Below are 19536 nucleotides of genomic sequence, written 5' to 3' on the forward strand. Positions count from 1 at the left end.
CGCAGATCGGATCAAACCAATCGCACGTCGACGCCTTGCGCGTTTGTTTCCAACGGCGTGGCAGCGCCCGTGAACTCACGCTTTCAACGAGGTCGCAGCCACGGGCAGCTTGCGCAATCGCTTGCCCGTGGCGGCGAAGATCGCGTTGGTCAGTGCCGGCGCAATGGCCGACGTGCCGGGCTCGCCGACGCCTCCCGGGGCATCGTTGCTCTTGACGATATGCACTTCGATGGTCGGCGCTTCGTTGATGCGCATTACGCGGTAGTCGGTGAAGTTGTTCTGTTGCACGCGGCCCTTCTCGAAGGTGATCTCGTTCCATAGCGCCGCCGACAGGCCGAAGTTCACGCCGCTTTCCATCTGCGCCACCACCGTGTCCGGGTTGATCACCTGGCCACAGTCGACAGCGCACACCACTCGATGCACCTGGACTTCGCCTTCCGGGCTTACCGAAACATCCGCTACCTGGCTCATGTAGCTGCCGAAGGCGAACTGCACCGAGATGCCCCGTCCCACGCGCTTGCCTTCGACCGAGCGAGGCGGTTGCGACCAACCAGCTTTTTCGGCGGCAAGGTTGAGAACCGCGAGCATGCGAGGATTGTTCTTCAGCAGCTGCTGTCGGTACACAAGTGGATCCTGCTTGGCGGTGGCCGCGAGCTCATCGATAAAACTTTCCACCACCCAGATATTGTGAGTCGCGCCGACGCCCCGCCAGAAGGCGGTCGCCACCGGCGATTCGTGCCGCACGTATTCGACGCGTACATTGGGAATCTCGTAGGGCTGATCCTTCGCGCCTTCGACAGCGTCGCTATCGATGCCGTCTTGCACGGCGGCCGGCGCGAATCGAGCCATGATGGATGAGCCGGTGATGCGGTGGAACCAGGCCACCGGAATGGATTTGTCGTCGAGGCCCGCCGAGATTCGATCGAGATAGTAGGGCCGATACATGTCGTGCTGGATGTCTTCCTCGCGCGAGTAGATGAATTTCACGGGACCGCGCGCCTGTTTGGCGAACTCCACCGCCAGCCCGATGAAGTCGACCTCCAGCCGCCGTCCGAAGCCGCCGCCCAGGTAATGATTGTGAACTCGCACTTTGTCGAGCGGCAGCCCGGTGAGCTTGGCGGCAATGCCTTGCGCCAGCGCAGGCACCTGCGTGCCGACCCACAGCTCGCACAGGCCGCTGCGCAGGTCGACCGTGCAATTCATCGGCTCCATCGTGGCGTGCGCGAGATAGGGCATCTCATAAACGGCTTCGACCTTGCGAGGCGCGCGGGCGATGGCCTCCTGCGCCTTGCCATCGTTGCGAGCCACGGCGCCTTGTTTTTCCGAGGCAGTGCGCAGCCCCGCGACCAGGGTCTGCGTGGTGAGCGTCGCGTTGGGGCCGTCGTTCCAGGTCGGCGCGGCGGCCGCCAGGCCCTGCTTGGCCGCGCCCATGTGATCGGCGAGCACCGCTATGGCATGGTCCAGCTTGATGACCTGACGCACGCCTTTGACGGCGAGCGCCTTCTTGTCGTCGGCCGATTGCAACTTGCCGCCCGGCACCGGCGTGATGGCCACACTCGCGACGCTCATGTTCGGCAATCTCACATCGATGCCGAACACGGCCTGGCCGTTCACCTTGTCGGGCGAGTCCAGACGCTTGAGCGGCTTGCCGATCAGTTTGAAATCTTTGGGTTGTTTGAGGGGGACATCCTTGGGCGCACGCATTTTGGCTGCGGCGTCCACGACATCGCCGTAGTTGAGAGTTCGACCGCTGGCTTGATGGGTGATCACGCCGTTACGAGCCGTGCAGGTGGACGGTTCGACCTGCCATTGTTGGGCCGCTGCCGCGACCAGCATGGTGCGTGCGGTCGCGCCTGCTTGCCGTAACGGCTTCCAGCTGGCGCGGATCGAAGTGCTGCCGCCGGTCACCTGGCCGCCCAGCAACGGATCGCCGTAGCGTTCGTTGTCCGCCGGCGCCTGTTCCAGCTTCACCTGCGCCAGATCGACTTCGAGTTCCTCGGCCAGCAGCATGGGCAGCGAAGTGAACGTGCCCTGGCCCATTTCCACTTTGTGAATGATGAGCGTGACCGCGCCGGCGCGATCGATGCGAATGAACGCGTTCGGCTCGAGGCCCGAGGACTCCTGGGTCATGTTTCGAGTGGCCTGTCCGACCGCGGCTTCCGGCGGCTTCTCGTTGCGCTTTTGCTCTTCAGCGCCGAAGCCCGGCAAGGTGAAGCCGAGCAACAGTCCACCGCCAGCTTGTAAGAACGTGCGCCGAGAGGCCTGCAGTTGCGTGCTCATGTTCGCTCCGCGGCGCGTTTGATGGCCGAGCGGATGCGCCCATAAGTGCCGCATCGGCAGAGATTGCCGGCCATCGCGGCATCGATGTCCGCATCGGACGGGCGGGGCGTGGCGGCGAGCAGCGCCGTCGCAGCCATGATCTGTCCCGACTGGCAGTAGCCGCACTGAACGACATCCAGTTCGCGCCAGGCTGCTTGCACCCGGCGCCCGACCGGATCCTGCTCGATCGCTTCAATGGTCACGATCTGCTTGCCGATGACGGCTTGCACCGGGGTCACGCAGGAACGCATCGGCTGACCGTCGACGTGCACTGTGCACGCTCCGCAGGCGGCGATGCCGCAGCCGAACTTGGTGCCGGTCAGTCCGATGACATCTCGCAAAGCCCACAGCAGTGGCGTGTCGGGCGCGACATCCACAGAATGGGATTTGCCATTGACGGTGAGGGCGGGCATACAGATCTCCCACAGGACCGGAAGCCGAACGGGCCTGCTGATGGCTGGCGTACAAGGACGCCTGTGCATCAAGGGGGTTCCTGGTTTTGATCCGGCTGCGCAAAGTACGGACAAGCGGTGAACGGCCCGCCCGACCCGGCGATGCGCAATTGACGCGCCCAAATAGTCGATCGCTGACGCGACTGTCGGTGAACTTTCTTATCTGCAGATGCGTTTTCCACGATCAGCTCACGGGGAGGAGAGCCATGCCAACGTCGAATCGACATCGTGTTCAGTCGTGGGTGAGCGCCGGCAGTCTGGGCCTGCTGCTGACCTGCGCCGCCAGCGTCCTGGCCCAAAGCAGCCCGGCGGCGAGCGCGCAGAACGCACGCGAAGAGTGCGAGAAAACATTCAAGCCCAGCACCGGCCAGCCGGGCAAGGACGTGGTGTGGGTGCCGACCAACGATGGGTTGGTGACCCGCATGCTGGAGATGGCGCAGGTCGGCAAAAACGATCTGGTGTATGACCTGGGCGCCGGCGACGGCAAGATCGCCATCGCGGCGGCCAAACAGTTCGGCGCACGCGCGGTCGGCGTCGAATACAACCCGGACATGGCCCGGCTCGCCCAATGCATGGTCCGCGCCGAAGGCGTCGGCGAGCGCGTCAACGTCATCCAGGGCGATATCTTCGAGACCGATTTCAGCAAGGCCACCGTGGTCACGCTGTATCTGTTGCCCGAGCTGAATCTGCGGCTGCGCCCGACGCTTCTGAAGATGAAGCCGGGCACGCGCGTGGTGTCGCATTCTTTTCTGATGGACGACTGGCGGCCGGATGAGAGCTCGGTCTCCACCGACGGCGCCGCCTATCTCTGGATCGTTCCGGCGGACGTGTCCGGCAAGTGGACCTTCCAACAGCAGGGCGGCAAGGACAGCTTCGAGGTGGAGCTCGCGCAGGCGTTCCAGAAGCTGAGCGGCACCGCTGGCACAGCGAAACAGGAAATCACCAGCGGCGAGATGCGAGGCTCGCAGATCGAGTTGATGTTCTCCGAAGGCGACGTGCACACGCGCCTGAAAGGAGAGCTCAAAGGCGACCGGATCGAAGCCGAAGTCACGCGCAACGATAAGACGTCCACCTACATAGGCGCCCGCCGTAGCTCATGAGCACCACGTTCGAACGGGAGCGGGGCGCGCCGGAGATTGCGAGCAGTTGGCCAGAGCAGGGCGTCCCCACCCCGACGTTGAGCGTGTTCGATGCCACCATGATCACGGTCGGCATCGTGATCGGCGCGGGCATCTTCCAGACGCCGTCGCTGGTGGCCGGCATCGCCGGCTCGCCGACCTCGATGCTCGTGGCGTGGGTGTTGGGCGGCGTGCTGTCCTTGGTCGGCGCGCTCACGTATGCAGAGCTTGCGACGACTTATCCGAGCGCAGGCGGCGACTATACGTTTCTGACTCGCGCCTACGGTCGGAACGTGAGTTTCCTGTTTGCCTGGGCGCGCAGCATGGTGATCTGCACCGGCTCGATTGCGTTGCTGGGTTTCATCCTGGGCGATTACCTGTCGCGACTGTTCAGTCTGGGGCCATATTCCTCGGCCCTGTATGCAGCGCTCGCGGTCGTCGTGCTGACGCTGATCAATCTGGTCGGGCTGCGCGGCTCGTCGCGTTTGCAGAACATCCTGACGTTGCTCGAGATCACCGGCGTGCTGCTGGTCGCCGTCGCCGGAATGACACTGGAACCGGTCGCGCCTGCGACCACTGCGATGGCTTCCGAAGGCTCGGGCGCGTTCGGCCTGGCGATGGTGTTCGTGCTGCTCACCTTCGGCGGCTGGAACGAGGCGGCTTATGTGTCGGCCGAAGTGCGGGGTGGCCCGCGTGCGGTGGTGCGGACGCTGGTGATTTCCATCGGCGTCATCACGCTCGCGTATCTCGTTTTCGTGTTCGGCATATTGCACGGTCTGGGCTTCGAGCAGCTGAAGGCAAGTCAGGCGGTGGGCGTGGATGTGATCGAGCGCGCATTCGGCTCGACGGGCGGGCAACTGATCGGCGTGATCGTCGCGATTGCCGCGCTCACCTCGATGAACTCGACCATGATCGTCGGTGCGCGCAGCAACTACTCGGTGGCTCGGGATTGGCCGACGCTGCGCTTCATGGGGCAGTGGCAAGGCGAGCGGCATGCGCCCACGGTGGGCTTCATGGTTCAGGCCGCAATCGCGCTCGCGTTAATCGTGTTCGGCGCGCTGGAGAAGGACGGGTTCTCCACCATGGTGGAGTTCACCGCGCCGGTGTTCTGGTTCTTTTTCATGCTGAGTGGCATCGCGTTGCTGGTCTTGCGGCGCCGAGATCCCGAACGTCCTCGGCCGTTTCGCGTGCCCTGGTATCCGTTTCTGCCGCTGGTGTTCGTTGCGACCTGCGCGTATCTGCTTTATTCCAGCGTCACGTATGCCCAGTCGCAAAACGCCAGCTACGTCGCACTGGTGGTGATGATCAGCGGTGCGCTGGTGTTGCTGGCCATCCGAGCTCGCACTCTCAGGGCGTCTTGAGGCCTTTGCCGGTGGCGGCCCAGTAGATGCCGCCGTACAGGTGGTGCAGGAACTGTTGATCGGAGTAGGTGGCGGGCAAATGTCCCAAGGCGGTGTAGAAAGCACGCCCGCCATCGTAGCTTTGATACCAGCTGATCGGATGGAAAGGCGCTTTCTTCGCTTCCGCGCGCCGTTGCTCCGAAGTCTGATACGTCGATTCGTCGACCGACAACAGATATTTCAGATCCGGCGAGCGGGACGCATCGAATTCATACCATTCCTCGGTGGCAAGGAAGCGTGGGGCGAAGCGCTCCATGCCGGGAAAGTCGCGGCTCTCGACCTTGACGGTCGCGGTCTGAATGGCGGGGTGGCGGACGAACATATGGCCTAGCATCTTGTTGTACCAGGGCCATTGATACTCGGTATCGGCCGCGCTATGCACGCCGACGAAGCCGCCGCCGTTGCGGATATAGCGCTGGAAGATCGCTTGCTGTTCGTCGTTGAGCACGTCGCCCGTGGTCAGCGCGAAGATCACCGCCGCGTGCCTGGCGAGCAGGTCGTGCTTGAACAAACGATTGGGATCTTCGGTCCAGAAGACCTCGAAGTGATGCAGCTTGCCCAGCTCGCGAATCGCACTGACCGCCTCCAGGATCGATTCGTGATGCCAGCCCCCGGTCCTGCTGTAGACCGCGACGCTGAACTGCTGCGCCATCGCGCCCGGCGCGATCGAGCAACCCAGTACACCAGCCAACAAGCTCAAGCCAATCTGCAACTGTTTCATGGAACGACCGTGTGCGAGGCGACGGCGAGCATCTTGCTCGATCGCATCCGTCGCTGGAAGTCCCCTCGTCGGTCGCTCCTAGTGCACCTCGAGCGCGCGCTCGACAAAGGTAGTCACCATGCGCGTCAAACGGGCGCGATTGATCTTGGAGTTGTCGGCGATGGCGGCGTCGACGCCGCCGTGGAACGCATGAAACAACATGACGGCGGTGGAGCGGGGGTGTTCAGCCTTCCACGCGCCGTGCTTTGCGCCCTCGGTCAACAGATCGGTGAGTTGATCGACCGCGGGGTTGTGGCTCATGGCCTTGCGGTCGTAGTGCTCGATCTCGTGGAAGATCACGTCATGCAGCGCGACCTGATCGAGATAACCCTCGATGATGGTCTTCACCCAGACCTGCAGGCGCGCGCGCCATCGATTCGGGCCGCAGCGCTCCATCGCAGCGTCGAGCCGGGCGCAGAAGTCGTTGACGAAGCGTTCCTGGAGCGCGGTGAGGATGGCTTCCTTGGAAGCGAAGTAGAGATAGAACGTGCCTTTGGCCACGTGCGCCGCGCTCACGATGTCGTCGATGCTGGTGCCGGCGATGCCCTTGGCGAGAAACAGCCGTTGAGCCGCATCCAGCAACTCCTCACGACGCAACTCCGCTGGCTTGGTGCGGGGCCGGCCCCGCGCTCTGGCTGGCGCCGTCACTAAGCGACACCAGCGAGATTGGCTTCGATGGCCGGTCGGTTGATCACGAGCTCGTGCGGGCGGAACGCACGCGCTTCGAGCCAGCACAGAGCGGTGCTCACCGAAGCGAACGTGCCGGCAGGCACGCCGAACACCGAGTGCGTGCCGATCTGAGGCACCTTGTGGAACTGAGCGGCGGGGATGACGGAGGCAAGTCCCATGACATTGCAACGAATCGCTCGTCGCTGACCCTCGAGCCACCAATGCAACCATCGGTCGCGCTCGGCGAGCAGGGCGCGGTCGCCATTGGGAAAGATCTGCAGGGCGGCGAACGGCTCGTTCCAAGACAGCCAGTCGCGCCAGCGGGCCGCGACATCGCGCAGATCCTCTGCTTTCCTGGCGCCATCGATGATGGAAACCACCAGGGGCCATTGACTCACGTCATGCTGTGTCATGCCGCCAAATAATGACTGGCGGTCAGTCAGTAGTCAAGCCAAGTGCGAATGGATCGCATTTGGCGCGATCGGGGCGGCCCGTGGTGCGTGGACGCGCCACGGGCCGTGATCGATTAGAACTCCTGCCAGCTCGAGTCGTCGCCGCTGGCCTTATGATGGACAGGATGTCCGAACGCAGCGGGCGCTTGGACGCGCTGGCGCTGCTCCACAGGAGCTGGGCTCGACCACGCCGCTTTCGCTGCGGGCTTGCGAGCCGACAGCTTGCGCACCGTGGCGCGCGGGGCGGAGGAAACATTCGAGGTGAACGTCGCAGGCGTCGGCGCTTGATAGCTGGCGCCGCTGACGGAGAAGAACGACACCTTGTCGACCAGCAGCTGCGCCTGCTGTTCCATCGCCTTGCTCGCCGCGGACGCCTGTTCCACCAACGCGGCGTTCTGCTGCGTCGTGGTGTCCATCTGGGTCACCGCGGTGTTCACCTGATCGATGCCGCTGGCTTGCTCTTCGCTCGCCGCTGAAATCTCGGCCACGATATCCGCCACGCGCTTGACGCTCGCGACGATCTCGTTGAGCGACTTGCCGGACTCATCCACCAGCTCGGTGCCGGCTTTGACCTTGCCCACCGAATCATTGATGAGATCTTTGATTTCTTTCGCGGCCGTCGCGCTTCGCTGCGCGAGGGCGCGCACTTCAGTGGCCACCACGGCGAAGCCGCGACCCTGTTCACCCGCGCGCGCCGCTTCCACCGCGGCGTTCAAGGCGAGCAGGTTGGTCTGGAACGCGATCTCATCGATCACGTCGATGATATCGGCGATGCGCTTGCTCGACTCGTTGATCTCGCCCATGGCGCTGACCGCGCGGCCCACCACGTTGCCGCCGCGGTCGGCCTGTTCACGCGCGCCGACGGCGAGCTGACTGGCCTGACGGGCGTTATCGGCGTTTTGTTTCACCGTGGCGGTCATCTCTTCCATGGAGGAAGCGGTTTCTTCGAGCGCCGAGGCCTGTTCCTGCGTGCGCTGGCTCAGGTCGTCATTGCCACTGGAGAGCTGACGGGCCGCCGAGCCCACCGAGTCGGCGCCCATTCGCACCGAGCCCACGATGTCGCTCAACTTGTTGTCCATGTCCTGCATGGCGCGCAACAGCCGGCCGAACTCGTCTTGCGTGCTGATGTCGATGCGATTGCCGAGTTGGCCGCGAGCAATGCGCTCGGCGGTGTCGACCGCGGATTTCAGCGAGCTCATCATCGAGCGGATCAGCATCATGCCGAGCACGGCCCCCATGCCTCCGGCAATCGCCATCGCCAACCAGGAGATGAGCATCGCGCGGCGGTTCGCGGCGGCGCTGGCTGCGTTGGCAGCCTCGGCCATCTTTTCTTGATGAGCGGACAGCTCGTCGCCGGCGCCCACCATGTTTTCAATCGCCGGGTGCAACTCTGCGACGCGCATCCGGCGGGCGCCTTCCAGATCGCCGGACCTGAGCGTATCGACCGTGCGCTTGCGCACCTCGCGATACTTCTCGCCCAGCTGCATGAATTCGTCCGCGAGGGCTTCTTCTTCGGCGTCCGCTTTGGTCGCCTTGTACTTGGCCCACAGCTCATCCACCGTCTTGGTGGCGTTTTTCTGGACTTCTTCGTATTGGCGGAAGGACTCTGCATCGCCGGTCATCAGCGCTACGTCGATGGCGCGGACACTGTCGCGGCGAGAGGCGGCGAGCCTGTGTATGTAATTCGCGGCCAGCAGTCGATCGCGATAGATCTCCTCCATCTGGGCACTGGAATTGCTCAGTGCGCGTTGGCCCAACAGCCCCACCACCACCATGGCGGCAGCCATCAGACCCAGGGTCAGGAACAGGCGTGCTTTGACGCTCAACTTCTGCATGATCAGCATTACTCGGGGAAGGACACGACTGGAACGCGGCAATGGACACGATCCAAACGGCGCGGATGGTGGCGCGCCGCCCCCAGGAATTCTCAACGTGCAAGTCACTTTCCGCAGATTCATGGTCGGTCTGAGCGGCGCCTTGCGACTGCCCCCCATCGGGCCATTGCAAGCCGCCGAAGAAGCGTCCAGGCTGTCGGCAAAGTCACGGCGCGGGTAGGCGTGGGAGCGAATATGAGCAGCGTTCGGCAAGACCTGGCGGTGCCGTTGCTGGGCACGATGATGGTGGCCTGGGCGATGCAGGCGTCGCCGGCGCTCGCCGCCGAGCATGAGCAGCATGCGCTGGGCAAAGTGGAGTTTCCGATCTCGTGCTCACCGCCGGCGCAGGCGCAGTTCAATCAGGCGATGGCGCTGCTTCATCACATGACTTATCCGCAAGCGCGAGAAGCATTCGAGAGAACCATCGAGATCGAGCCGGCCTGCGCCATGGCGCATTGGGGCGTTGCCATGACCTTGTTTCAGCCGCTCTGGCCGACGCGCCCGAACGCGGCGGCATTGGCGCGGGGTTGGGAGGAGGTGCGGAAAGCCAAGGCGTTACAGGCGAGTGGGCGCGAGCGGCGGTTCATCGCGGCGGCCGAAGCGTTCTTTACCGAGCCCGACTCGCACGAATATTGGGTGCGCATTCATCGCTGGGCCGTTGCTTCCAGGCAAGCTTACGAAGTCCTGCCCGGCGATGACGAAGCAGCGCTGTTCTACGCGCTGTCACATCTTGCAACCGCGCCACCGACCGCCAGCTCTCGCGAGCACGCCGACCAGGCCGCCGAAATCCTGCTGAAGGTGTATGAGAAGCAGCCGGATCATCCGGGCGCCATGCACTATCTGGTGCACGCCAACGATGTGCCCGGTCGCGAACGCGAGTTGTTGGAGGTCACGCGAAAGTACGACGCCATCGCGCCCAACAATCCCCACGCACTACACATGCCCACTCATATCTATACGCGCTTGGGCGACTGGAGCCGCGTCATCAAGGGGAATCTGCGGGCCGCCGACGCCTCGTTGCTGCACCCGGCGGGTGAGCGGGGCGAGCTGGTCTGGGATGAATTCGCTCACGCGATCGAATATCTGATGTATGCCTACTTGCAACAGGGCGCGGACACGCACGCTGCCGAACAACTCAGCCGGTTGCAAAGCACGCAGCGCATGGAGCCGACATTCAAAACCGCGTTTCATCTAGCCTCCACGCAGGCTCGCTACGCCCTGGAGCGCCGTGCATGGAACGAAGCGATGAAGATCCAACCGCGCACGCCGGCCTGGCTCGACTGGGATCGTTACATGTGGGCCGAAGCCATCGCGCAGTTCGCTCGCGGACTCGGCGCCGCCCGCCTTGGAAACAAGCAGGAGGCGGCGCGCGCGATCCAACGTCTCGCTGAACTCGAAGGCGTCGCGCGTCGCGCCGGCGAAGATTTGTTTGCTCGAAGCATCAAGGTCCTGCACCTGGAGCTGACGGCCTGGTCTACGCACGCGCACGGCCAATCCGCGCGGAGCGTCGAGATCATGCGTGAGGCGGCGGAGCTCGAGCGAGCGACGCCGAAGCATGCCGTGACGCCAGGTCCAACGCTGCCTGCCTTGGAGCAACTGGGAGATTTGCTCAGCGAGCAGAACAAGCCGGCCGAGGCGCTCAGCGCCTATCAGAGCTCGCTGAAATCCTTCCCCCGGCGCTTCAACAGCCTGCTTGGCGCTGCCGAGGCGGCACGAAAATCCGGGGACTCGACCCAGGCGCGCGCCTTCTATGCGGAGTTGCTCGACGTGGCGGCGCCTGATTCATCGCGGCCTCAAGTCAAAGAAGCTCGCCGATACGTCGCTGCGGGTTCACTTCCCTGAGCCGAGCTTCGCCGCCGCCTTTCGAACGCGATCCAACAATCGCGCATCGCCCGATTGCTCCGCATAAGTTGCGAACTCGGGCGTCGGTCCGCGCCATTCGAGCGCGTCGACGCTATCAAACAACGGCGCATCGGTGCGCAGCGTGGCCAGCCGCTTGAACAACAACGCGAGCTCGTACCGCTCGCCGAGCGAGCCGGCGGGGAAGGCTTCGATCGGTCCATGTTTATTGAGCAGACGCGCGGCGCTCACCTTGCCAATGCCTTCGAGCCCGGGATAACCATCCGCCGCATCGCCGACCAGCGCGAGAAAATCCGGAATCAGCGCCGGCGGCACGCCGAACTTCTCCTGCACCCCCTGCGCATTGCGCATCTGCTTGCTCTTGCGATCCATCTGCACGATTCGATCTTCGCGCACGCACTGGGCGAGATCCTTGTCCGGCGTCCAGATGCAAACTTTCTGAACGCGCTCATCGCGAGCGGCGAGGTGCGCGGCCGAGGCGAGCGCATCGTCCGCCTCGAGCTCCACCATTGGCCAGGTCGCCACGCCCATCGCCTTCAATGCCTGCTCGAGCGGGTGGAACTGTGCCCACAGCGCCGGCTCGATGCCATCGCCGGTCTTGTAGCCGGGCCACAGCTCGTTTCTGAAAGATTCGATCACGTGATCGGTGGCCACGCCGAGGTGAGTTGCGCCTTGCTCGATCAGCTCCAGCACCGTGTGCAGCACGCCATTGGCGGCGCCGAGCGGCTTGTCCTGGCCCTTGTTGAATCGGCGCAAGCCATAGAAATGACGAAACAACTCGTACGTGCCGTCGACCAGGTGAATGATCATGCGCGCGCCTGTGGAGGATTGGAGGAGTAGTCTGACATGCGCGCCCGATCCCGTCGCCACGTCTGCGCGATCCGATCATTTGCCCGCTCGCGGGCAAGAAGCGGCGGTGATCGCTCGATGCGTGCTACCTTACGCGCGACTTTGGACAACGCGCTGGATGACTGATTTGGATGCTCTGTTTCAGGGCCGCTCGTTCGCGGCGCTCCTGTTCGATATGGACGGCACGCTGCTGAGCTCGATCGAGGCGGCCGAAAGAGTCTGGACCCGCTGGGCCGCGCAGTTCGGCATCGACGCTCGGACTTTTTTACCGGATATCCACGGACGACGCGCGGTCGACTCGGTGCGACGCCTGAATATTCCTGGCGTGGATCCGGAAGCCGAAGCGGAGGCGATCACACTCGCCGAAATTGAAGATGTCGCAGGCGTGCACGCAATCCCCGGCGCGCGCGAGTTTGTGGCGACGCTGCCGAAAGATCGGTGGGCCATCGTCACCTCGGCGCCGCGTGCGCTTGCAGTTCGTCGCCTGGAAGCCGCGGGGATTGCTGCGCCGGAGGTGTTCATCACCGCCGAAGATATTCCGCGCGGCAAGCCTGATCCGGCGTGTTATCAACTCGCCGCACGCAAACTGGGCTGGACCGCGGATGATTGCGCCGTGTTCGAAGACGCGCCTGCCGGCATTCGGGCAGGCGAGGCGGCGGGAGCTGCGGTCGTCGTCATCACCGCCACTCATCAGCATCCGTTCGAGACGCCTCACCCGACGCGTGCGGATTTCAGGAGCTTGCATGCCAGCGTGCGCGACGACGGCCGTCTACAGCTTCGATGACATAAGTTTCACGGAAATTCCGACATGACACTTATTCTGCCGCCGGGCGCTCGCGTAGCGCTCGGATAGTGCGACAATGTCGACTCCAGCAAGGAGTTCGCCATGGCAGATTTTTCAGCCTTTCCGATCACCAAGAAGTGGGCGCCCCGGCACCCGGATCGGTTGCAGCTGTATTCGTTGGACACGCCCAACGGCGTGAAGGTATCGATCGCGCTGGAAGAGATCGGTCTGCCGTACGAAGTGCATCGAGTCAGCTTCGATACCAACGATCAGTTGTCGCCGGAGTTTCTGTCGCTGAGTCCGAACAACAAGATCCCCGCCATCATCGATCCGAACGGGCCGGGCGGCAAGCCGCTGCCGCTGTTCGAGTCCGGCGCCATCCTGATGTATCTGGCCGAGAAAACCGGTCAGCTGATTCCGCAGGATCCGATCCTGCGCTATCAGACGCTGCAGTGGGTGATGTTTCAGATGGGCGGCATCGGGCCCATGTTCGGCCAGGTCGGCTTCTTTCATAAATTCGCCGGCAAGGAGATCGAAGACAAGCGGCCGCGCGATCGCTATGTCAACGAGTCCAAGCGCCTGCTCGGCGTGCTCGACAAACATCTGGAGAACAAGACCTGGATGATGGGCGATCAGTACACCGTCGCCGACATCGCCATCTTCCCCTGGGTGCGCAATCTGGTCGGCTTCTATGAAGCGGCCGAGCTGGTGGGCTTCAAGAACTTCCCCAATGTGCAGCGGGTGCTGAACGCGTTCCTGCGGCGGCCGGCAGTCGAAACGGGACTGACCATTCCGCCGCGGCCGTCCAAGAGCTGAGTGTTACTGCTCGCCCTTGTTGGGATTGATCAGATATTTCTCGCCAGTCGCGCGTCGGTTGTAGGCCTTGATGACCTCGAGCTGCAGCGCTTCGATCAACGAGATTTCCGCGGTGTAGTGACTGGCGAACGTCGTCTTCAACTCGGAGGCAACGCGCTCGCGTAATTTCTGCGTCGCCTGCGGACCGATCTTCTCGAGGAACCAGGTGAGCAGCCAGCCACCGACGCTCCACGCCATGCCCACTTCGCTGCGATCGATTTCGATGGGGCGCGTATCGAGCACGCCATAGGCGTACACCTGTTTGTGAACTGGCGAGCCGTAGCGGTTGTAGCTGGTGCTCTTGCGCAGAATGGCCGCTTCCATGCAGATCAGGATCTGGTTGGCGAGTTTGCCGCCGCCGACGGCGTCGAAGGCCAGCGTCGCCCCCGTGGTCGCGATCGCATCGGTCAGCTCCTGCATGAAGTTGGATGACGTGCTGTTGCAGACGTGCTCTGCGCCCTGCGCGCGCAACGTTGCGGCTTGCTCGTCGCTGCGCACGATGTTGACCAGCGCGATGCCGTCCTTCAAACAGATCTTGTTGAGCATCTGACCGAGATTCGACGCGGCCGCAGTGTGCACCAATGCGGTGTGATTCTCTCGACGCATCGTTTCAACCATGCTGAGCGCCGTCAGTGGATTGACGAAGCAGGAGGCGCCTTCCGCCGGCGTCGTGCCTTCCGGCAACACCAGGCAGGCAGCCGCTTTGGCGACGCGATACTGCGCGTACATGCCGCCACCCAGCGCGGCGACCGTTTTGCCCAGCAGCTTCTGCGCATCGGCGCCGGCCTTGACCACGACACCGGCGCCTTCATTGCCGACCATCATCGATTGATCGATTCGCTGCGCCACGCTGTTCATCGACTGCGGCGGAATCTTCGCAGTGAGGGTGGGACTGTCGGGCGTGCCGCCCGCGCGAGCTGTGGAAAGATCCGCCGGACCGAGCAGCAGCCCCAGGTCGGACGGATTGATGGGCGAGGCGAGCACGCGAATCAACACCTCATCCGCGGCGAGCTCGGGAATCTGCGACTGCCGCAGCGACAGTTGCAGTTCGCCGCCGGCCGTGATCAGGGATCGCAGCTGCAGATTGGTGTTGCTCATGACGGTGCTCGCGGTGTTTGTGAAGGTGGTTTCAGGGCAGGGTACACCACGTGCTCGCGCCAACGCACTCCGGGTCACGCGCGCGCGATTTGTACCGACAGGCGAACCGAACGCGTCGCCGGGCGTTACCCGGCAACCCGAGTCTCCGTCAACTGCTCATGGGGTGTCGCATGGCGAGCAAACGCAAGAATTCTCTGGTTGCAAACATCAACCGCCGCAAGCGCGCCGGCAAGAGTCGGCCCAAGTCGCGCTCCAGCGTCAGCAAGGACTCCTATGAGCAGATGCAGAAGGGCTGGCCTCAGGCCTCCAAGAAGAAGGCCGCCAAGAAGAAGACCTCGAAGAAGAAGGCCAGCCGAACCTCGAAGCGAGGCGCCTCCGGCAAGACCTCCGGAGTCACGCGCGAAGCCGCCCGGACGAAGTCCGGCGGCAAACGCAGGGCGGCCAAAAAGAAGTGAGCGCGTGCGGACGCTTATTCGCCATCGTTGAGGCCGCCGCCGAGGACGCGGTACAGGGTGACGACGTTGTTGCTGGCCGTGAGGCGGGCGGACACGAGCGACTTCTCGGCGTTATAGAGCGTGCGCTGGGCGTCGAGCGCGTTTAGAAACGTATCGACACCCTTGGTGTAGCGCGCTTCCGCCAGTTGATAGCTGTCGGCGGCGGCATCGACGAGGGCGCGTTGGGCGTCGAGTTGTTCCTGGATGGTGCCGCGGACGGCGAGGGCGTCGGCGACTTCCTTGAATGCGGTTTGTATGGCCAGCTCATATTGCGAGACATACAGATCGCGCTGGGCCTTGGCATAAGAAAGGTTCGCGATATTGGCGCCGCCGTTGAAGATGGGCAGCGTCAGGCTCGGCCCCACCGACCAGATCGATCCGCCATCGCTGAACAGATCCGAAAGCTCGGTGCTGGCAAGGCCGGTGCTCGCCGTGAGCGACAGGGAAGGGAAGAACGCCGCACGCGCCGCGCCGATATTTGCATTGGCCGATTTCAACTGATGCTCGGCTTGCAGGACATCGGGCCGTGACAGGAGCACGGAGGAAGATAAACCCGCTGGCACATCGGTGAGCCACTGATGGTTTTCGGGCAATTGCGCCGGCAGCAGCTCATCGGGCACCCGTCCGCCCGTCAGCAACTCCAGCGCATTCCTGTCCTGCGCAATCAAAGCGGTCGTGCTCGCAAGATCGGCGCGCGCTTGCTGATAGATCGTCTCGGCCTGCCTCACGTCGAGCCGCGAGGACACACCGGCTTCCAAACGTTTGCGGGTCACTTCCATCGAACGCTGCGCGCTCTCGACCGTTCGACGAGCCAGCTCCAGCTGGCTGTTGTCCGCCGCCAATGTGAGGTAGGCGCTGGCCGTCTCGGCGATCAAGCTGATGCGCGTCGCCCGGGCCGCCTCTTCGGTCGCGAGATACGATTCGAGCGCCGCCCTGGATAAGCTGCGCACGCGACCGAACAAGTCGATCTCGAACGCGCTCAAGCCAACGCTGGCCGTATAGAACTCGTTCTCGATCGGCGTGCCCGCGCCAGTAAAAGTGTTGACGCTCTTGGACCGCGTGGCGCTGATGTCGCTGTTGATTTGCGGAAACAGATCGGCGCGCTGGATACGGTACTGAGCCCGAGCCGCCTGAATATTCGCCAGCGCGCTGCGCAGGTCCCGATTGTTGGTGAGCGCCAGCTCGATGACCTTCTGCAGCTTTTCATCCCGGATGAACTCACGCCAGGGCAGATCCGCCGCCGTCTTCTCGCTCGCAAACGCCGGGTCATAGGCGGCGCCGCTGGGCCAGGTCTCCGCCACGGGAGCCGCGGGTCTTTCGTAGCGCGGCGCCAGGGTGCAGCCGGCCAACACCACGGACACCGCCGCAGTCAGCATCAAAGAAACATTACGCATGTTGAGCTCCTTCGCCCTGCACGCGCACGCCGGCGCTCTCCGGTTCACCCACGACATCGGAGCGATCTTTGAACAGCTTGCGCACCAGAACGAAGAACAGAGGCACCAGGAAGATGGCGAGCACCGTCGCCGTCAATGTGCCGCCGACCACGCCAGTGCCGATGGAGATACGGCTGTTCGCGCCCGCACCGGTGGACACGGCCAGCGGCATCACGCCAGCGACGAACGCGAGCGACGTCATGATGATGGGACGCAGACGCAGCCGGGCCGCTTCGACCGCTGCATCCACCAGGCTTGCGCCGCGCATGTAAGCGGCTTCCGCGAACTCGACGATCAAAATCGCGTTCTTGGCCGACAGACCGATGGTCGTCAGCAGCGCGACCTGGAAATAAACATCGTTCTCCAGCCCGCGCAGCGTGGCGCCGAGCACCGCGCCGACGACGCCGAGCGGGATCACGAGCATCACCGAGAACGGCACCGACCAGCTTTCATACAACGCGGCGAGACACAGGAACACGACCAGAATCGAAATGCTATAGAGCAGCAGCTTCTGTCCGCCGGCCAGCCGCTCCTGATATGACAGGCCGCTCCAGTCGAAGGCTGCGCCTGGCGGCAGCTTGCCGACCAGCTCTTCCATCTTGTCCATGGCCGTACCGGAGCTCACGCTGGGAGCGGCGGCGCCTTGGATGGAATAGGAAGCCAGTCCGTTATAGCGACTCAGATTCTCCGGACCGTAGGTCCACTGGGTGGTGGCAAAGGCGGAGAAGGGCGTCATCGTGCCGGACTCGCTCCGCACGTACCAGTGCGCCAGATCCTCGGGCGAGGAGCGAAACGGCGCGTCCGCCTGCATGTACACGCGCTTCACGCGAGCACGATCGATGAAGTCGTTCACATAAATGCCGGCCCACGCCGCGCTGAGCGATGTATTGACGTCGGCGAGCGACAAGCCGAGCGAGCTCGCCTTGGCCTGATCGATCTCCACATGCAGCTGCGGGGTATCCGGCAGCGCGCCCAGACGAACCGAGGAGAGCGTGGCGTCGGCGCGCGCGTGGTTGAGCAACTCATCGCGCATTTGTCTCAGCGTTTCGCGATCCGTGCCGGCGCCGGCCTGCAACTGGAATTCGAAGCCGCCCGACTGGCCGAGACCGGCGATGGAGGGCGGATTGAGCGAGAACACCTGCGCATCGCGAATCGTCGAGAACGCCATGGTCGCGCGCCGCGCGATGTTGTCGGCGCGATTCTCGGCCCCTTTGCGCTCGTTCCAGTGCTTCAGGTTCAGAAACGCCATGCCGGCGTTCTGGCCGCTGCCGCTGAAGTTGAATCCCGACAGCGTGAACATCGTGTTGATGTTGTCCTTCTCGTTCTCGAGGAAATATTTCTCGATGGTCTTGGCCACTTCCACCGTGCGCGAGATGGACGCGCCGGGCGGCAGCGTGAACTGCACCATCACCTGGCCCTGGTCCTCGGTGGGCAAGAAGCCGGTCGGCAAGCGCAACAGCAGCAAGCCCATCGCCAGCGTGATGGCGCCGAACACCAGCATGCCCTGCAGCGGGCGCTTGAGCACTTTGATCACGCCGTGCTCGTAGCGATTCACCGCGCGATCGAAGTTGCGATTGAACCAGCCGAAGAAGCCCCTTTGCTCCTGTTCGCCATGCACGTGCTTCAGAATCTGTGCGCACAACGCCGGGGTGAGGATCAGCGCCACGACCACCGACAGGATCATCGAGGACACGATGGTGATCGAGAACTGCCGGTAGATGACGCCGGTGGAGCCGCTGAAAAACGCCATGGGCAGGAACACCGCCGAGAGCACCGTGGCGATGCCAATCAGCGCCGGCGTGATCTCGCTCATGGATTTGAGCGTGGCGTCGCGAGGCCCGAGACCTTCCTCGCGCATGATGCGCTCGACGTTCTCCACCACCACGATGGCGTCGTCGACCAGCAAGCCGATGGACAGCACCATCGCGAACATGGTCAGCGTGTTGATGGAATAGCCGAACACCTGCAGCACACCAAACGTGCCCAACAGCACGACCGGCACGGCGATGGCCGGGATCAGCGTGGCCCGCCAGTTCTGCAGGAACACGAACATCACGATGACCACCAGCACGATGGCCTCGATCAGCGTCTTGACCACCTCTTCGATGGAGATCTTGATGAATGCGGTGCTGTCGCGCGGATAACCGAGCTCATAGCCTTCCGGCAGCGAGGGGCGCAGCTCATCGACCACCTTGCGCACGCCTTCCGCCGTGGTGAGCGCATTCGCACCGGGCGCCAGTTTCACCGCCAGGCCGGAGGCGGGATGGCCGTTGGCCCGGGGCACCGAGTCGTAGCTTTCGCTGCCGAGCTCGACGCGAGCGACATCGCCGAGTCGTACAGTCGCGCCGCTCGTATCGTGCTTCACGATGATGGCGCGGAACTGCTCGGGCGTTTGCAGCTTCGATTGCGCCGTCACTGTAGCGTTGAGCTGCTGCCCGGGCGGTGAGGGCAACCCGCCGATCTTGCCGGCCGACACCTGCGTGTTCTGCGATTCGATCGCGGCACGCACATCGCTCGGCATCAGGTTGTAGGAGAGCAGCTTGGCCGGATCGAGCCAGATGCGCATCGCATATTGCGAGCCGAACACCTGCACGCCGCCGACGCCGTGCACGCGCGCGATCGGGTCCTGCAGATTGCTGACCAGGAAGTCGGCGAGATCGCTGGCCGTGGCGCGATCGGTCGTGTCGGCGACGGCCACGATCATGAGGAAGTCGTTTTGTGACTTCACGACCGTCACGCCCTGTTGCTGCACCGAGGAGGGCAGACGCGGCAGCGCCTGCTGCACCTTGTTCTGCACCTGGACCTGAGCGGTGTCCGGATTGGTGCCCTGGTCGAAGGTCACTTGAATGGACGATTGACCGTTCGAGCTGCTGGAGGAGGAGAAATACAACAAACCGTCCAGGCCCGTGAGCTGCTGCTCGATGACCTGAGTGACGCTGTTTTCAACCGTTTCCGCCGACGCGCCGACGTAGGTGGCGCTGATGGCGACGGTCGGTGGCGCGACATCCGGGTACTGCGCGACCGGCAGCGACGTGATCGCCGCCGTGCCGGCCAGCATGATGACGATGGCGATCACCCACGCGAAGATGGGACGCCCGACGAAGAATTTTGCCAGCATG

The 19536-nt window shown here is 63.5% G+C and carries 16 protein-coding genes; 6 read left to right on the forward strand and 10 right to left on the reverse strand.

All coding sequences use genetic code 11. The features are described from left to right. Window positions 1-75: 75 nt before the first annotated feature. Both JM946_RS16130 and JM946_RS16135 read right to left on the reverse strand, forming a co-directional pair. Complete coding sequence (locus tag JM946_RS16130; RefSeq protein WP_203168370.1) at window positions 76-2280, reverse strand: xanthine dehydrogenase family protein molybdopterin-binding subunit; 2205 nt, start codon at window positions 2278-2280, stop codon at window positions 76-78. After that, a complete protein-coding gene (locus tag JM946_RS16135) occupies window positions 2277-2732 on the reverse strand; it encodes a (2Fe-2S)-binding protein (protein ID WP_203168371.1) in 456 nt (151 codons plus the stop codon). The genes JM946_RS16130 and JM946_RS16135 overlap by 4 nt, the downstream gene beginning before the upstream one ends. A gap of 245 nt (window positions 2733-2977) precedes the next feature. Here JM946_RS16135 and JM946_RS16140 point away from each other — a divergent pair, with 245 nt between their 5' ends. Beyond that, the gene (locus JM946_RS16140; protein ID WP_203168372.1) at window positions 2978-3871 is read left to right on the forward strand and encodes a class I SAM-dependent methyltransferase; all 894 of its coding nucleotides are present in this window, start codon (window positions 2978-2980) and stop codon (window positions 3869-3871) included. Continuing rightward, a complete protein-coding gene (locus JM946_RS16145; protein WP_203168373.1) occupies window positions 3868-5250 on the forward strand; it encodes an APC family permease in 1383 nt (460 codons plus the stop codon). The genes JM946_RS16140 and JM946_RS16145 overlap by 4 nt, the downstream gene beginning before the upstream one ends. On the opposite strand, the gene JM946_RS16150 is transcribed toward JM946_RS16145, so the two are convergent. The 4 genes from JM946_RS16150 to JM946_RS31295 all read right to left on the reverse strand — a co-directional run bounded on the left by JM946_RS16150 (window position 5237) and on the right by JM946_RS31295 (window position 9005). Further along, window positions 5237-6010, reverse strand: coding sequence for a ThuA domain-containing protein (locus JM946_RS16150; RefSeq protein WP_203168374.1), 774 nt, complete (start codon window positions 6008-6010; stop codon window positions 5237-5239). The two genes, JM946_RS16145 and JM946_RS16150, sit on opposite strands and share 14 nt — an antisense overlap. Window positions 6011-6088: 78 nt before the next feature. Continuing rightward, window positions 6089-6697 (reverse strand): TetR/AcrR family transcriptional regulator, encoded by a 609-nt coding sequence (locus JM946_RS16155; protein WP_203168375.1) that lies wholly within the window; start codon window positions 6695-6697, stop codon window positions 6089-6091. Then, on the reverse strand, window positions 6697-7131 hold the full coding sequence (locus JM946_RS16160; RefSeq protein WP_218042894.1) for a hypothetical protein: 435 nt from the start codon (window positions 7129-7131) through the stop codon (window positions 6697-6699). Before JM946_RS16160 ends, JM946_RS16155 begins: the two co-directional genes overlap by 1 nt. Before the next feature lie 113 nt (window positions 7132-7244). Next, entirely contained in the window at window positions 7245-9005 is a 1761-nt protein-coding gene (locus JM946_RS31295; RefSeq protein ID WP_322110942.1) for a methyl-accepting chemotaxis protein, read from the reverse strand. Window positions 9006-9239: 234 nt separating this feature from the next. Here JM946_RS31295 and JM946_RS16170 point away from each other — a divergent pair, with 234 nt between their 5' ends. Next, complete coding sequence (locus JM946_RS16170) at window positions 9240-10886, forward strand: tetratricopeptide repeat protein (protein WP_203168377.1); 1647 nt, start codon at window positions 9240-9242, stop codon at window positions 10884-10886. Here the strand turns inward: JM946_RS16170 and JM946_RS16175 are convergent. Then, window positions 10875-11714 (reverse strand): 5'-3' exonuclease, encoded by an 840-nt coding sequence (locus JM946_RS16175; protein WP_203168378.1) that lies wholly within the window; start codon window positions 11712-11714, stop codon window positions 10875-10877. The two genes, JM946_RS16170 and JM946_RS16175, sit on opposite strands and share 12 nt — an antisense overlap. A 157-nt stretch (window positions 11715-11871) precedes the next feature. Between JM946_RS16175 and JM946_RS16180 the strand changes: the two genes are divergently transcribed. Next, window positions 11872-12537 carry an HAD-IA family hydrolase gene (locus JM946_RS16180; protein WP_203168379.1) on the forward strand — a complete coding sequence of 222 codons (666 nt, stop codon included), beginning with the start codon at window positions 11872-11874 and terminating at the stop codon, window positions 12535-12537. A 102-nt stretch (window positions 12538-12639) separates the two neighbouring features. Further along, window positions 12640-13353, forward strand: a complete 714-nt coding sequence (locus JM946_RS16185) for a glutathione binding-like protein (protein ID WP_203168380.1) — start codon at window positions 12640-12642, stop codon at window positions 13351-13353. A 3-nt stretch (window positions 13354-13356) separates the two neighbouring features. Here the strand turns inward: JM946_RS16185 and JM946_RS16190 are convergent, their stop codons facing one another. Beyond that, window positions 13357-14490, reverse strand: coding sequence for a zinc-binding dehydrogenase (locus JM946_RS16190; protein ID WP_203168381.1), 1134 nt, complete (start codon window positions 14488-14490; stop codon window positions 13357-13359). 170 nt (window positions 14491-14660) lie between these two features. Here JM946_RS16190 and JM946_RS16195 point away from each other — a divergent pair, with 170 nt between their 5' ends. Further along, a complete protein-coding gene (locus tag JM946_RS16195) occupies window positions 14661-14945 on the forward strand; it encodes a hypothetical protein (RefSeq protein ID WP_203168382.1) in 285 nt (94 codons plus the stop codon). Between the two features lie 14 nt (window positions 14946-14959). On the opposite strand, the gene JM946_RS16200 is transcribed toward JM946_RS16195, so the two are convergent. Both JM946_RS16200 and JM946_RS16205 read right to left on the reverse strand, forming a co-directional pair. After that, window positions 14960-16378, reverse strand: coding sequence for an efflux transporter outer membrane subunit (locus JM946_RS16200; protein ID WP_203168383.1), 1419 nt, complete (start codon window positions 16376-16378; stop codon window positions 14960-14962). Then, window positions 16371-19535: an efflux RND transporter permease subunit gene (locus JM946_RS16205; RefSeq protein WP_269141020.1), complete on the reverse strand. Its 3165-nt coding sequence runs from the start codon at window positions 19533-19535 to the stop codon at window positions 16371-16373. Before JM946_RS16205 ends, JM946_RS16200 begins: the two co-directional genes overlap by 8 nt. Window position 19536 lies beyond the last annotated feature (1 nt).

The organism is Steroidobacter gossypii (assembly GCF_016801985.1).
Classification (GTDB): domain Bacteria; phylum Pseudomonadota; class Gammaproteobacteria; order Steroidobacterales; family Steroidobacteraceae; genus Steroidobacter; species Steroidobacter gossypii.

Bases quoted from the DNA above. Each gene is read 5' to 3' on its own strand.
- JM946_RS16130 (WP_203168370.1), bottom strand. From the start codon at position 2,280: ATGAGCACGCAACTGCAGGCCTCTCGGCGCACGTTCTTACAAGCTGGC.
- JM946_RS16135 (WP_203168371.1), bottom strand. From the start codon at position 2,732: ATGCCCGCCCTCACCGTCAATGGCAAATCCCATTCTGTGGATGTCGCG.
- JM946_RS16140 (WP_203168372.1), top strand. From the start codon at position 2,978: ATGCCAACGTCGAATCGACATCGTGTTCAGTCGTGGGTGAGCGCCGGC.
- JM946_RS16145 (WP_203168373.1), top strand. From the start codon at position 3,868: ATGAGCACCACGTTCGAACGGGAGCGGGGCGCGCCGGAGATTGCGAGC.
- JM946_RS16150 (WP_203168374.1), bottom strand. From the start codon at position 6,010: ATGAAACAGTTGCAGATTGGCTTGAGCTTGTTGGCTGGTGTACTGGGT.
- JM946_RS16160 (WP_218042894.1), bottom strand. From the start codon at position 7,131: ATGACACAGCATGACGTGAGTCAATGGCCCCTGGTGGTTTCCATCATC.
- JM946_RS31295 (WP_322110942.1), bottom strand. From the start codon at position 9,005: ATGCAGAAGTTGAGCGTCAAAGCACGCCTGTTCCTGACCCTGGGTCTG.
- JM946_RS16170 (WP_203168377.1), top strand. From the start codon at position 9,240: ATGAGCAGCGTTCGGCAAGACCTGGCGGTGCCGTTGCTGGGCACGATG.
- JM946_RS16175 (WP_203168378.1), bottom strand. From the start codon at position 11,714: ATGATCATTCACCTGGTCGACGGCACGTACGAGTTGTTTCGTCATTTC.
- JM946_RS16180 (WP_203168379.1), top strand. From the start codon at position 11,872: ATGACTGATTTGGATGCTCTGTTTCAGGGCCGCTCGTTCGCGGCGCTC.
- JM946_RS16185 (WP_203168380.1), top strand. From the start codon at position 12,640: ATGGCAGATTTTTCAGCCTTTCCGATCACCAAGAAGTGGGCGCCCCGG.
- JM946_RS16190 (WP_203168381.1), bottom strand. From the start codon at position 14,490: ATGAGCAACACCAATCTGCAGCTGCGATCCCTGATCACGGCCGGCGGC.
- JM946_RS16195 (WP_203168382.1), top strand. From the start codon at position 14,661: ATGGCGAGCAAACGCAAGAATTCTCTGGTTGCAAACATCAACCGCCGC.
- JM946_RS16200 (WP_203168383.1), bottom strand. From the start codon at position 16,378: ATGCGTAATGTTTCTTTGATGCTGACTGCGGCGGTGTCCGTGGTGTTG.
- JM946_RS16205 (WP_269141020.1), bottom strand. From the start codon at position 19,535: ATGCTGGCAAAATTCTTCGTCGGGCGTCCCATCTTCGCGTGGGTGATC.